The following is a 12994-nucleotide window of genomic DNA, read 5'->3' as shown; positions in this document are numbered from 1 at the left end:
TCAGCCGAAGGTCCATTGAGTGGTGACGGACAGCACCATCACGATGGCGATGACGAACGGGATCTCATTGGTCATGCGCCAGAAGCGGCCCGTGCGGACCGAGGTCCCCGCCTTGATGCGCTTCAGTTCGCCGGCCAGGAAACCGTGCCAGGCCGACAGTCCGATCACCCCGGCCAGTTTGGCGACCATCCACGGCTGGGCGAGGAAGCCCCAGCCCTCGCCGTATTCGAACATATGGATGCCGATCATCCAGACGCCGAAGATCCATGCGGCGGTCATCGAGGGATTGATGATGATCTTCAGCAGGCGGTGCTGCCAGGTCCGCAGCAGGCCCCGCATCTCCGACCGCAGCGGCTCGGCCTTGTCCGCCTGTTCCGCGTCATAGGCATAGAGACGCGGCAGGAAGAGCATGCCGGCCATCCAGGCGATGACCGCCAGGATATGCAGACCGCGCACAATCTCGAACGTCATGCCGCCCTCCGCTCGCACGTCCGTGGACAGGCCTTCCAGTCTGCCCGGCAACCGGGACCGTAAGGCGCCGCGCCGGACCGCGACAGGGCCTCGACCGCGGCATCGGCCAGAGTCTCGATGAACGGCGCGGCCACGCCGACCGCAGGGCTGCGAAGGTATGGCGTCACGCCGAGGCTGTGGGCCAGTTCCGCGTATTCGATGTCCAGCTCGACCAGGGTCTCGATATGTTCGGAGACGAAGGCGACGGGCGCGATGACCACGCCAACGCCGTCGCGCCCGGCCTCGGCGATAGCCTCGGGCGTCGACGGTCCAAGCCATTTCATCGGCCCGACCCGGCTCTGGTAGCAGATTGACCAGTCCGTCAGGCCTGCCCGGGCGGCGATGGCGGCGCAGGTCGACTCGATCTGCTCCTGATAGGGATCGCCCTTCTTCGCGATCAGACTTTCGGGAATGCCGTGGGCCGAGAACAGGACGCGGACCGGATGGTCGCCGGCCTCTACCAGTTTCACCCTGACTCCGTCGGCCTGGGCCTCGACCCAGCCCGGCGCCTCGGGATAGCAGCAGACCGTCCGGCTGCCGCCCGGCCCGGTGTAGGCTTCGCGCCAGGCCTTCAGCGAGGACTCCGTCGTAGTGGTCGAGAACTGCGGATACAGCGGCAGCAGAACGATTTCGTCGGGAGCAAAGGCCGCGACCTCGGCGGCGGTCTGTTCGGTCAGGGGCGACCAGTAGCGCATGGCGACGAAGGTGCGGACCTCGTCGCCCGGCAGCAGGCTCGCCAGGGCTTCTGCGAGGGCCGCGGCCTGACGGCGGGTCTCCGGCAGGAGGGGTGAACCGCCGCCCATCAGGGCGTAGTTGGCCTGGGCGCTCGCCTCGCGGCGGCTGGAGATCAGGCGCGCCAGGACGGCGCGGAAGGGGTTCGGCAGACCAATGATGGCCGGATCGCTGAACAGATTGAACAGGAACGGCCGGACTGACGCCTGATCATCAGGACCGCCGAGGTTGAACAGCACCACCGCGATGCGGCGGCCGTTCATTGGGCGCCGATCCGTTTCAGCACCTGTTCGACATGGGCGATGGGCACGTCCGGAAGGATGCCGTGGCCGAGGTTGAAGATCCAGGGTCCCTGCCCCCAGGCTTCAAGCAACTGATCAACGCGCCGGTCCAGCATGGGCCCGCCGGCGCGCAGCAGCAGGGGATCGAGCGCGCCCTGGATCGGCTTGATCGCCTGCACGCGCTTGCCGACCTCGAGCGGACAGGCTGTATCGAGCGCCACGGCCTGAACATCGACCTCGGCGGCATAGCGTTCCGCCAGAGCCGCCGATCCGCGCGGGAAGCCGATCAGGGGGACGGTCACGCCCAGTTCGCGGACCCGTCGAACCAGCTGCTGATGAGGCCGAAGAACGAGGCTTTCGAACAGATCTTCCGGCAGACCTTCGGCCCAGCTCTCGAAGATCTTGAGCACCTGGGCGCCGGCGTCCGCCTGCATCTTCAGATAATGGGCCGTCGCCTCGACGAGCACATCCAGCAGGGCCGCGACCTTCTCCGGCTCGGCATAGGCATAGGTCCGCGCCTGGGCCCGCTCGCCCTTGCCAATGGTCCGGGTCGCCCCGTCCAGCATATAGGTGGCCACGGTCCAGGGCGCTCCGGCGAACCCGATCAACGCCCGCTCAGGCTCCAGCTGCGACCGCACCAGCGACAGGGTCTGGCCGACCTGTTTCAGCGCTTCTCCGGCGCCAGCGGTCAGATCACGCATGGCCTCAACCGGCGGCAGGGCACCCAGCCGCGGCCCTTCGCCGGCCTCGAACCAGACCTCCTGGCCCAGGGCTTGCGGGATCAGCAGGATGTCAGCGAAGACGATGGCGGCGTCGAAGCCGAAACGCCGCATCGGCTGCAGGGTCGCCTCGGCGGCCTTCCCGGGATCAAGGCAAAAGGAGATGAAATCGGGCGTCGTCGCCCGAAGCGCCCGGTACTCCGGCAGGTAGCGCCCGGCCTGACGCATGAACCATACGGGCGCTCGCGTCGTCGCTTCGCCGGCGAGAACCTTGAGCAGCAGGGGGGTATCGGGGGAAACGGTCATCTGACCCCGGTCCTACCGGGGGGCCGGGTCCTGCTCAACCCCGTCCCGTGTCGCACCCTTCCAATCCTTCTCAAGAAAGAGTCTTGAGGTTTGGAAGCAGGAAGCAGGGCCGGGGACGACGGGGACAATCGGGTGGTTTGGGCGGATTACGGACGAGTTTTCCGCAAACGGTCACAGTCGGCGGAGCAGCCCTCCACGGGGCTGGTGAAAGCGGGGATAAATCCTGACGAGGCCTTAACAGTGGAGCCGGACGACCGGCGACAAGGTTCCAGGGCTGGGCGCCGTTAACGCCTCGTTAAGGATCTCCACAGGCTGATCGGCGGCGGCGGGCAGCCTTGGGATGAAAGACGCCGGAGCCGGCGCCCCATCCACCTCTGTCCCCGCTCGCGGCCCGCCTCCGGCGCCGCTATAGGAAAAGACGCACGCTTCGGCCCCGGTCACCCCCCGCCCCGTCCACAGGAGTCTCGCAATCATGGACAGCCGCCGATGACGCCGGGTTCGTCAGGCCGCGCCTCGGGCCCCACGCGCCTGGCGACCTATTTCCACGTCCATCTGGTGTCCGACTCCACCGGCGAAACGTTGAACGCCATGGCCAAGGCCGTGGTGGCCCGGTTCGACGGCGTCATCCCGATCGAGCACATCTACGCCCTGGTCCGCTCCGGCAAACAGTTGGAGCGGGTGCTGGAGGAGGTCGCGGCCTCGCCCGGCGTGGTGCTGCACACCCTGGTCGACCGGGAGCTGCGCGAACTGCTGGAGAAGGGTTGCCGCAAGCTGGATATGCCCCAGATCGCGGCGCTGGACCCACTGGTTGGAGCCCTGTCGCGCTATCTCGGAGCGGCCCTGTCGACCCGGGTGGGGGCCCAGCACGCGCTGGACACGGACTATTTCGACCGCATCGCCGCCCTCGACTACGCCATGGCCCATGACGACGGCCAGGGCACGGCGGTTCAGCTGGAAAGCGCCGACGTCGTCCTGTGCGGGGTCAGCCGCACCTCAAAGACCCCGACCTGCATCTATCTCGCCCACCGAGGCGTCCGCGCCGCCAATGTGCCCCTGGTGCCCGGTCAGGAGGACGGCGAGCGCCTCGTCGGGCTGAAGAATCCGCTGGTGGTCGGCCTGACCGTGTCGGCCGACCGGCTGGTGCAGATCCGGAAGAACCGGCTGGACGGGTTGAACGCCAACCGGGCCAGCGCCTATGTCGACCATGACGCCGTGCGCGAAGAGACGGTCAAGGCCCGACGGGCGTTTGAACGACGCGGCTGGCCGGTCATCGACGTGACGCGCCGTTCGGTCGAGGAGACGGCGGCGGCCATCATCAACCTGTTGAACGAGCGCCGTACGCGACGGCTGGGGGCGGCCTGGTGACCGCGCCTTCTGATGCGCTAACGCCCTTCGGGCTGCTTCAGCGCGGCGAACGTCTGATCCTGGCGTCTAAGAGCGCGGCGCGGCGGTCGATGCTGACGGAAGCCGGCGTGGCCTTCTCGGTCCAGGCCGCCGATGTGGACGAGGATGCGGTCAAGGCCACGCACGATCCGACCGACGCCGCGGGGCTGGCGGTCGAGCTGGCGCGGGTCAAGGCGCTGGCGGTGTCGCGGCATGACGCCGACGCCTGGGTGCTCGGGGCGGATCAGACCCTGTCCTTCGAGGGCGGCCTGGTGTCGAAGGCCGGTTCTCTCGATGCGGCGCGGGCAGGGCTGATGGCCATGCGCGGCAAGGCGCACCAGCTGCATTCCGGCGCGGCCCTCGCCCGCAACGGCCAGATTGTCTGGTCCGGCGTGGATACGGCGACGATGCGGGTGAGGGCCTTTTCGGAGACCTTCCTCGACACCTATCTTGCGACGGAGGGCGAGGCGTTGCTGGCCTGCGTCGGCTCGTACCGACTGGAAGGCATGGGGTCCCAGCTGTTCGAGGCGGTGGAGGGCGACTATTTCACCGTCCTCGGCCTGCCGCTTTGGCCTGTACTGGCGGAGCTGCGGCGGGCCGGGGTGCTGAGGTCATGACGATGCTGGCGGGCGTAGCGGGCCAACCGATCGCCCATTCGCTCAGCCCGTTGATCCACACCACCTGGATCGCGGCGGCGGGGCTGGACGCCGCCTATCACGCCTTCGGACCGGAGGATGCTGCGGGTTTCGCCGCCATGGTCGCGGATGGGCGCGCCGGTCGGCTGCTGGGGCTGAACGTCACCGCTCCGTTCAAGGAACAGGCCCTGGCGCTGGCCGACGAGGCGAGCGCGACGGCGCGGACCTGCGGCTCGGCCAATCTGCTGCTGTTCAGGGACGGCCGGGTGCGGGCCGACAGCACCGACGGGGCGGGTCTGATGGCGGCGCTGTCCGAACAGGCGCCACAGCTGGATGTGCGCCGCCAGACAGTCGTCATTCTGGGCGCGGGCGGTGCGGCGCGGGCGGCGGTCGCGGGGCTCAAGGCCGCCGGGGCCGACGTCGGGGTGCTGAACCGGACCCGCGCCCGGGCGGAGGCGCTGGCGGAAGAGCTCGGCGCGACAGTGGTCGAGGCGACGGTGCTGAAAGAGGCCGCACTGGTGGTCAACGCCCTGAGCGTGCCGCCCGATCTCGACGTGTCCCGGTTACGGGACGACGCGGTTCTGATGGACATGACCTACCGGCCGTTGCTTACGCCCTTTCTGCAGCAGGGCCGGAGCCGGAGGCTGACCACCGTGGATGGTCTGGCCATGTTGATCGGCCAGGCGCGCCCCTCGTTCCGCGCGATCTTCGGGGTCGAGCCGCCCCCGGTCGACGTCCGCGCGGCGGCCCTTAAGGCGCTGGGAGAGACGCCATGATCGTGCTCGGCCTGACGGGCTCCATCGGCATGGGCAAGTCGACGACGACGGCCATGTTCGCCGACGCCGGCGCCCTGGTCTGGAACGCCGACGACGCCGTGCACCGCCTCTATGCCAAGGGCGGGGGGGCGGTCGTTCCCGTCGGCGAGGCCTTTCCGGGCGTGGTCGTGGATGGCGCGGTCGACCGGACCCGGCTGGCGGAAGCCTTGGGGCGGGACGGCGAGGCCTTCGGGCGGCTGGAAGCGATCGTCCATCCGCTGGTGCTGAACGTACGGCTGGAGGATCTGACGGCCGCCGGGGCCCGAGGCGTGAAGCTGGCGGTGCTCGACATTCCCCTGCTGTTCGAGACCGGCGGCGACGCGGACGTGGACGCCGTGGTGGTGGTGACGGCCCCCACCGCGGTCCAGGCGGAGCGGGTGCTGGCCCGGCCCGGCATGACCCGCGAACGGTTCGAGGCCATTCTGGCGCGCCAGCTGCCCGACGCCGAGAAGCGCCGTCGCGCCGACTTCGTCATCGACACAGGCGCCGGACTTGAGGCGGCCCGGGCGCGGGTCGAGGAAATCGTGGGGATGGTTCTGGCCGAGGGGTGGAAGCCGCCCCGGCCTGGTCTTCCGCAAGCCGGCGAACCATCGCAGTAAGGGACATGTCCCGCGAAATCGTTCTCGACACCGAAACCACCGGCTTCGACCCCCGCACGGGCGACCGCATGATCGAGGTCGGTTGTATCGAGATCGAGGACCTGCTGCCTACGGGCCGCACCTTCCACCGGCTGATCCATCCGGAGCGGTTGATCCCCGCCGACGCCATCCGGGTGCACGGCATCACCGACGACAAGGTGAAGGACGCCCCGAAATTCGCCGAGATCGTCATCGACCTGTGCGATTTCATCGGCGACGCTCCGATCATCGCCCACAACGCCCAGTTCGACCGCAATTTCATCGATCACGAGTTCGGCCGCTGCGGCCGGGTCCTGTTCCCGGAGGACCGCTGGATCGACACGCTGAAACTGGCCCAGACGCGGTTTCCCGGCATGGCCAATTCGCTCGACGCCCTGTGCAAGCGGTTCAAGGTCTCGCTGGTCGAACGGACCCTGCACGGCGCCCTGATCGACGCACGCCTGCTGGCCGAGGTCTATCTGGAGCTCAAGGGCGGCAAGGAACGCCGGCTGGACCTGTCCGCTTCGCGCTCGGTGATCGCCGCCGCGGCGGCTGTGGCCGCCCAAGGCTATGGGCCGCGTCCCCGGCCCCTGCCGATCCGGACCAGTGAGGCCGAACAGGCGACGCATCTCGCCTTCCTGCAGGCCAACCTCAAAGACCGGTCGCTATGGGCAGCCTATGGGCTCGACATGGAAAAGGCGTCCGCCACCTGACGGACGCCTGATCTTGTTCTATCGCCCACCACGCGGCGGAAGGGTGTTTAGGGCTCTTACGCCTGACCGGCTTCGGCAGGTCCCCGCGCAATCGACTGCTGACGGGCGACATAGATGCCGGCGAAGTCGATCGGGTCCAGCATGAAGGGGGGATAGAAGCCGCCATCCGACGTCGCGCGGGCGATGATCTCGCGGGCGAACGGGAACAGGTATCGCGGGCATTCGATCAGCAGCAGCGGCTCGATGTCCTGTTCGGGTACGCCGTGCAGGGCGAACAGGCCGCCGTACAGAAGCTCGACGTTGAACACGGTCATGGCGTCGGTGGTAGCCTTGATGGTCAGGCGCAGATCGACCTCGAACAGGCCGTCGGGACGGCCCTGGGCGTTCATCTCAACGCCCATGTCGATGGCCGGCTTGCCGTCGACGCGCAGGCTGTCGGGCGCTTTCGGGTTCTCGAAGGACAGATCCTTGACGTACTGGGCCACGATGCGGAAGCCGGGCCCCTGGGGTCCTTGCGGCGCGGCGTCGGCGGGCGGGGCGGTGTTGGCGTCGGAAGGAGGCGCGGCGTCGGTCATCGGTCGGGTCTGTCTGAAAGAGTGGTCAGCGCCGGAATAAGGCGCCGGGAAGGCGCGGCGACTAGCACGAGGGGCCGGGTGCGGCAACGATGCTCGCCCGGAGACGTTCGGCCTCAAGTAGCCCGAAGGGCGATTGGTCACACCAGGAGCCTGAGGCGGTTCTGGTTGCGCGTCCCTATATCAGCCCCTAATCGTCTGTCGTTGCGCCCGGTCCCCCCGCCGGCCGCCAGTCAAGGTTCGCCAGTGCCGCCGGTTCAGATCCAGATCGTCATCTTCGCCGTCATCGCGGCCGTGGTCCTGTTCCAGCTCTATAATGTGCTGGGCAAGAAGGTCGGCCGCCAGCCGGAAGAGGACGCCCGTTCGAAACCCGCCGCGGCGCCGGTCGCCTCGGCGCCGGAGCAGCCCGCCGGCCGGCCCCATGTGCTGGACGCCGTCACCCTGGCCTCGATCGCCGGCCTGAAGGCGCGCGATCCGGCTTTCGATCCGCTGCGCTTCCTCGAGGGTGCGCGTCAGGCGCATGAGACCATCGTCCGCGCCTATGCCGCCGGCGACCGTGAGACGCTCAAACCTCTCCTGACCCCGACCGTCATGGCCTCGTTCGAGGCCGGCATCACCGCCCGCGAGACCCGCGGCGAGACCGAGGTCGCCGAATTCCTCCACCCCGCCCGCGCCGATCTGGAGCAGGCCTCGGCTGAGGAGAACCGCGCCACGGCCAAGGTCCGTTTCCTGGCTGAACTGCGCAATACGGTGACCTCCCCCGACGCCGCCGCCGAGCCCCAGATTGAGGAACGCCGCGTGGCCGAGCTGTGGACCTTCGAACGCACCCTCGGCGCCAGCGACCCCAACTGGGTTCTGGCCCGCACCGAACCCGCCGCGGCATGATCAGCGGCGGCGCGCGCCGTCGGGGACTCTCGGCCACGGCGGCCCTTGTTGGCCTCTTCCTGACGCTCGCCGCCTGCGCCACGACGCCCACCGCCCTGCCGGCTCCGCCGGAGACCGGGACGGAGGCGCCTGCTCAAGCGCCGTCGCCGAGCCGCGCGCCGGCGACTGAGGGGCAGAGTCCCGCGACCCTGCCCGGCTGGAATGACGAAGACCATCTGGCCGCCTTCGACGCCTGGGCCGACGGTTGTCGTGTCGCGCGCGACGCCGCGTCCCGGACCCACTGCGACCGGGCCATGCACATCAGACAGACCTCAAAGCCGGTGACGCCCTCGGCGGCCCGCGCCTTCCTCGAGAGCGGCTTCATCGTCGTGGCGGCGCAGACGGCGGACGGCGGACCGGGGCTGCTGACCGCCTATTTCGCGCCGGAATATTCCGCTCGCCAAGCCCCTGACGCCGAGTTCGACATGCCCGTCCGGCCCCGACCGACTTCCTGGTCTCGCGGCGAGGTCATGGCCGTGCGCGCCGATATCGAGGCCGCGCCAGCCACGGACGCCCTGGCCTGGATGCGGGCCGAGGATCTGTTCTTTATGCAGATCCAGGGCTCGGGATATCTAACCTTTGAGGATGGCTCCCGGGTCCGCGCCGCCTACGCCGCCGACAACGGCCGACCCTTCACCGGCATCGCCCGGCCGATGGCGGAACAGGGCATGCTGCCGGCCAATGGAACCTCGGGCGAGGCGATCCGCGCCTGGCTGGCGGCCCATCGCGGGCCCGAGGCGCGGGCGGTGATGGCGCTGAATCCCCGCTACATCTTCTTCGCCATGGACCCCGACGACGGCGGCCACCCGAACGGGGCGGCGGGGATTCCGCTGACAGCCCGCCGCTCCATCGCCGTCGATCCGGCTCACTGGCGCTACGGCGATCTGGTGTGGATTTCGGCCGACGGCGGCAATCTGCGCGGCGCCCGGGCCAGCTATCAGGGGCTGGTCGTCGCCCTCGACACCGGCTCCGCCATCCGCGGCCCGGTCCGCGCCGACTTCTACATGGGCCGGGGCGCTGAGGCGGGCGAGGAGGCGGGCGCGGTGCGCCATCCACTCAGGATGTGGCGGCTGGTTCCGCGGGACTGAGGCCGGATTTCATACGCGACCCTTCCAGCCGTGGAATGTTGGATGGAGTCGGATCGGCCGGAGACCTGACGGATGTCCATGAAACCTTACGGCGCTATTCTGTTGATGCTCGCGCTTTGCGCTTGCGAGGCGCCGCCGCGAACGGATGGACCGCCCCGACCGGCGGGAGAAACACCGAACGCGACTCCCGCCCCGGTACCGGCTCCGCCCTCCGGTTGGAGACTGTCCAGCAACGCTGACGGGATCAGCCTTGAGCTTGCACGGAACGGCGCATCGGTGGCCCACTTCGCCTGCCTGCATTCCGGCCGGGTTTTTCAGGCGCAGGGGTTCAGCCTGAATGCCATCGGCAGTGAAGAACGACTGACCGTCGGGGCGGGAAATGAGGCCCATGCCCTGGTGGCGGACCCCGGCGCTTCCGTCACGGGGGTGCTGGGCTCGGGCTCCATCTCGCCTGCGCTGCTCGAGGCTATCGAGGCCGGCGGTCCGCTATCTCTCTCGTACGGCGCTCAAATGCTCGGCCCGCTGGAGAGCCTCAGCCCTGTTGATCAGACCGCCTTCGCTTCCGGGTGCCGCGCGGTTCTGGCAGGCTGACCACTCAACGTCGCCGCAAACCGCCCAGCAGACCGCGCAGCAACTCCCGCGTGATGGTGCTCCCCGCCGTGCGCAGCACCGACTTGGTGGCGGCCTCGATCGGCGTTTCGCGGGTCGAGCGGCGGGCCGGCGAGCGGGGGCGGGCGGCTTCGCGCTGGTAACGGGCCTGTTCGCGGGCTTCCACCCTCTCGCGGGCGGCGGCGGCGCTGTCGGCCTCCTTCGCGGCCACGGCGTCCGCCTTGGCCCGGGCCTCGGCCAGTTTTGCGTCAGCGGCGTCCTGATCGGCCTCGCCCCGGCGGGCGGCCAACACTTCCTCCGCGGATTGCCGGTCGATGACGGCCTCATAGAGACCGCGCACCGGGCTGGCGACCATGACGGCGGCGCGTTCGGCGTCGGTGGCGGGGCCGAGGCGGCTGTCGGGCGGGCGGATCAAGGTGCGGGCGACGATGTGGGGCGCACCCTTCTCGTCGAGGGTCGAGACCAGGGCCTCGCCGACGCCCAGACCCTGGATGGCTTCAGCCGTGTCGAATGCGGGATTGGCGCGAAAGCTGTCCGAGGCCGCCTTCAGCCCGCGCTGTTCGGCCGGGGTGTAGGCGCGCAGCGCATGCTGGATGCGGTTGCCCAGCTGGGCCAGGACGCTGTCGGGGATGTCGGCCGGGTTCTGGGTGACGAAATAGACGCCGACGCCCTTTGACCGGATCAGCCGCACGACCTGTTCGACCTTCTCCCTGAGCGCATCAGGCGTGTCGTTGAACAGCAGATGGGCCTCGTCGAAGAAGAATACGAGGCGCGGCTTTTCGGGGTCGCCGACCTCGGGCAGCTGTTCGAACAGTTCCGACAGCAGCCACAGCAGGAAGGCGGCGTAGAGCCGCGGGCTGGCCATCAGTTTCGTGGCGTCCAGCACATTGACCTGCCCCCGGCCGTCGAGACCGGTGCGCATCATGTCCTCCAGCCGCAGGGCCGGTTCGCCGAAGAAGGCCTTGCCGCCCTGCTGTTCCAGCTGAAGGATGGAGCGCTGGATCGAGGCGATCGAGGCGGGGGCGACATTGCCGACCTCGCGGCCGATCCGCTCGGCGTTCTCGCCGACATGGACCAGCATCGCCCGCAGATCGTCGAGGTCGAGCAGCAGCAGGCCTTCCTTGTCGGCGACATGGAAGATGACCGACAGCACGCCCTCCTGCACATCGTTGAGGTTCAGCATCCGGGCCAGCAGCAGGGGGCCGATCTCGCTGACGGTGGTGCGGATCGGGTGGCCCTTCAGCCCGTACAGGTCCCAGAACACCACCGGGGCGGCGCGGGGGGTCAGGGTCAGGCCCATGCCGGCGGCGCGGGCCAGCAGCTTCTCGTTCGGCGACCCGGGCACACAAATGCCCGACAGATCGCCCTTCACATCGGCGCAGAAGACCGGAACGCCCGCGTCGGAAAAGCCCTGGGCCATGATCTGAAGGGTGACCGTCTTGCCGGTGCCGGTGGCGCCGGCGACCACCCCGTGCCGGTTGGCGCGGTGGAACAGCAGCTGTTCCGGCTTGTCAGCCCCGTTGTCGGAGGATTGGCCGAGGAACAGTCCGGGGGCGGCGTCGGGCATGGGAACTCCGGGCGGGGGGGAGGCGCTCATGCTCTACTGGCGGCGTCTATGGTTCAAGGCTGGATTGACGCCGACCGCCCGGACCCTGACCATATGCCGATGAAACCGCCCCTCACCGTTCCGACGTCCGCCGTCTCGCGCAACGCCCTGGTGCTGATCGCCATCGTCGCCGCCGGGGCCGCCGTCTACTGGCTGCGGAACATCCTGACGCCGCTGGCCATGGCCATCTTCCTGATGATCATGATCGACGGGGTGAAGCGCTCCATTGAGGCCCGGACGCCCGTGCCCGGGCGCTGGGCGGGGGTCGCCGCCCTGATCGTGGTGATCCTGGGATTCCTCGGGGCGATCGCCGTCATCGTGAATGGCGCGCGCGGCTTCTTCAACCAGGCCTCGGACGATGCTGTTCTGCTGGGGCCCCGCCTCGACCAGATCCTGGCAGACGCCTACCGGCTGTTCGACATGCCCGCCGCGCCGACCGCCAGCGAGCTGATCGCCCGGGTCGACGTATCGCAGTATTTCACCACCGTGGCGCTCCAGGCCCAGGGCGTGGTCACCGGCGCCATCTTCGTCATGATCTACCTTGGCTTCCTGCTGGCCTCCCAGAGCGGTTTCCGCCGCAAGCTGGTCGGGATGTTCCCGGACCGTGGATCCCGGAACGAGGCCATGGGCGTGTTCCAGAGGGTGCGCGGCGGCGTCGAGGGCTATCTTTGGGTCCAGGCCGTGACCGGCGTGCTGATCTGCGCCGTCGCCTGGGTCTTGATGCGGGCGGTCGGGCTTCAGAATGCCGAGTTCTGGACCTTCGTCATCTTCGTCGTGGGCTTCATCCCGGTTCTGGGCGGCGCCGTCGCGGGTCTGGCCCCGCCGCTGTTCGCCCTGGTGCAGTTCGAAAGCTACTGGCCCGCCTTGATCCTGCTGATCGGGCTCCAGGCCATCCTCTTCATCAGCGGCAATTTCATTCAGCCGCGCATGCAGGGCGACAACCAGAACATCGACCCGGTGGTGGTGCTGTTGTCCCTGGCGCTCTGGGGCCAACTTTGGGGCGTGGTCGGCATGTTCCTGTCGACGCCGCTGGCGGTCATGGCCATGGCCGTTCTGGCCGAGTTCAAGGGCTCGCGCTGGATGGCGATCCTGTTGTCCGGCGACGGCGAGCCCTATGCCGACGAGGACGAAGCCGCGCCGCTGCGTCCGAAGCGGGGCCGCGTCAACCCGCCGCAGTCAAAGGCCGGCTGAGGCTCGTCCGGCGCCCTTGATTGGCCACAACCGGCGCCTATTTCACACCTGTCGCCGCGGCCCCCCCCCCCCCCCCCCAAGCCGCGGCGGAATAGATCGGCGCCAACCCTCCCCCCTCCTGGGCGCCGGTCCGAAGCAGGCCGCCGAACGCAAGTTCGGCGGCCTTGTCGTTTCCGGGCCTGAAGACGCGCTTTCGGCGCCACAGGCCGGCCCCGCCGGGACCGACTGGCCCCCTCGCGGGAACAGGGAGCGCGCAGCCTGCGTTAGCGGCGGCGGAAGGGCGAACCGCGGGT

General features: G+C 69.0%; 14 protein-coding genes. 9 read left to right on the top strand and 5 right to left on the bottom strand.

What is annotated here, in order from left to right:
• The 3 genes from ACTIEW_RS02960 to hemE are packed head-to-tail and all read right to left on the bottom strand — an operon-like array spanning position 1 to position 2548.
• A complete protein-coding gene (locus ACTIEW_RS02960) occupies positions 1-471 on the bottom strand; it encodes a CopD family protein (RefSeq protein WP_439476421.1) in 471 nt (156 codons plus the stop codon).
• Positions 468-1505: a ferrochelatase gene (gene hemH, locus ACTIEW_RS02955; RefSeq protein ID WP_439476420.1), complete on the bottom strand. Its 1038-nt coding sequence runs from the start codon at positions 1503-1505 to the stop codon at positions 468-470. The genes ACTIEW_RS02960 and hemH overlap by 4 nt, the downstream gene beginning before the upstream one ends.
• A complete protein-coding gene (hemE, locus tag ACTIEW_RS02950) occupies positions 1502-2548 on the bottom strand; it encodes a uroporphyrinogen decarboxylase (protein ID WP_439476419.1) in 1047 nt (348 codons plus the stop codon). The genes hemH and hemE overlap by 4 nt, the downstream gene beginning before the upstream one ends.
• A 486-nt stretch (positions 2549-3034) precedes the next feature.
• Between hemE and ACTIEW_RS02945 the strand changes: the two genes are divergently transcribed.
• Genes ACTIEW_RS02945 through dnaQ form a run of 5 tightly spaced genes read left to right on the top strand, consistent with a single transcriptional unit; the run spans position 3035 to position 6711 of the window.
• A complete protein-coding gene (locus ACTIEW_RS02945; RefSeq protein WP_439476418.1) occupies positions 3035-3913 on the top strand; it encodes a pyruvate, water dikinase regulatory protein in 879 nt (292 codons plus the stop codon).
• Entirely contained in the window at positions 3910-4548 is a 639-nt protein-coding gene (locus ACTIEW_RS02940; protein ID WP_439476417.1) for a Maf family protein, read from the top strand. Before ACTIEW_RS02945 ends, ACTIEW_RS02940 begins: the two co-directional genes overlap by 4 nt.
• Positions 4545-5342 carry a shikimate dehydrogenase family protein gene (locus tag ACTIEW_RS02935; RefSeq protein ID WP_439476416.1) on the top strand — a complete coding sequence of 266 codons (798 nt, stop codon included), beginning with the start codon at positions 4545-4547 and terminating at the stop codon, positions 5340-5342. The genes ACTIEW_RS02940 and ACTIEW_RS02935 overlap by 4 nt, the downstream gene beginning before the upstream one ends.
• Complete coding sequence (gene coaE / locus ACTIEW_RS02930) at positions 5339-5980, top strand: dephospho-CoA kinase (RefSeq protein WP_439476415.1); 642 nt, start codon at positions 5339-5341, stop codon at positions 5978-5980. The genes ACTIEW_RS02935 and coaE overlap by 4 nt, the downstream gene beginning before the upstream one ends.
• Positions 5981-5985: 5 nt before the next feature.
• Positions 5986-6711: a DNA polymerase III subunit epsilon gene (dnaQ, locus tag ACTIEW_RS02925; protein ID WP_439476414.1), complete on the top strand. Its 726-nt coding sequence runs from the start codon at positions 5986-5988 to the stop codon at positions 6709-6711.
• 56 nt (positions 6712-6767) lie between these two features.
• Here the strand turns inward: dnaQ and secB are convergent, their stop codons facing one another.
• Positions 6768-7286 carry a protein-export chaperone SecB gene (secB, locus tag ACTIEW_RS02920; protein ID WP_439476413.1) on the bottom strand — a complete coding sequence of 173 codons (519 nt, stop codon included), beginning with the start codon at positions 7284-7286 and terminating at the stop codon, positions 6768-6770.
• Positions 7287-7529: 243 nt separating this feature from the next.
• Between secB and timA the strand changes: the two genes are divergently transcribed.
• The 3 genes from timA to ACTIEW_RS02905 all read left to right on the top strand — a co-directional run bounded on the left by timA (position 7530) and on the right by ACTIEW_RS02905 (position 9886).
• On the top strand, positions 7530-8168 hold the full coding sequence (gene timA, locus ACTIEW_RS02915; protein ID WP_439476412.1) for a TIM44-related membrane protein TimA: 639 nt from the start codon (positions 7530-7532) through the stop codon (positions 8166-8168).
• Positions 8165-9295 carry an MltA domain-containing protein gene (locus ACTIEW_RS02910; RefSeq protein WP_439476411.1) on the top strand — a complete coding sequence of 377 codons (1131 nt, stop codon included), beginning with the start codon at positions 8165-8167 and terminating at the stop codon, positions 9293-9295. Before timA ends, ACTIEW_RS02910 begins: the two co-directional genes overlap by 4 nt.
• Before the next feature lie 276 nt (positions 9296-9571).
• Entirely contained in the window at positions 9572-9886 is a 315-nt protein-coding gene (locus tag ACTIEW_RS02905; protein ID WP_439476410.1) for a hypothetical protein, read from the top strand.
• Positions 9887-9890: 4 nt separating this feature from the next.
• Here the strand turns inward: ACTIEW_RS02905 and ACTIEW_RS02900 are convergent, their stop codons facing one another.
• The gene (locus ACTIEW_RS02900) at positions 9891-11471 is read right to left on the bottom strand and encodes a helicase HerA-like domain-containing protein (protein ID WP_439476409.1); all 1581 of its coding nucleotides are present in this window, start codon (positions 11469-11471) and stop codon (positions 9891-9893) included.
• A 99-nt stretch (positions 11472-11570) separates the two neighbouring features.
• Here ACTIEW_RS02900 and ACTIEW_RS02895 point away from each other — a divergent pair, with 99 nt between their 5' ends.
• Positions 11571-12701, top strand: coding sequence for an AI-2E family transporter (locus ACTIEW_RS02895; protein ID WP_439476408.1), 1131 nt, complete (start codon positions 11571-11573; stop codon positions 12699-12701).
• Positions 12702-12994 lie beyond the last annotated feature (293 nt).

The organism is Brevundimonas sp., from assembly GCF_051860745.1.
Classification (GTDB): domain Bacteria; phylum Pseudomonadota; class Alphaproteobacteria; order Caulobacterales; family Caulobacteraceae; genus Brevundimonas.
Note: the sequence above shows the minus strand (reverse complement) of the source record. Positions and strands in the feature narration are given on the sequence as shown.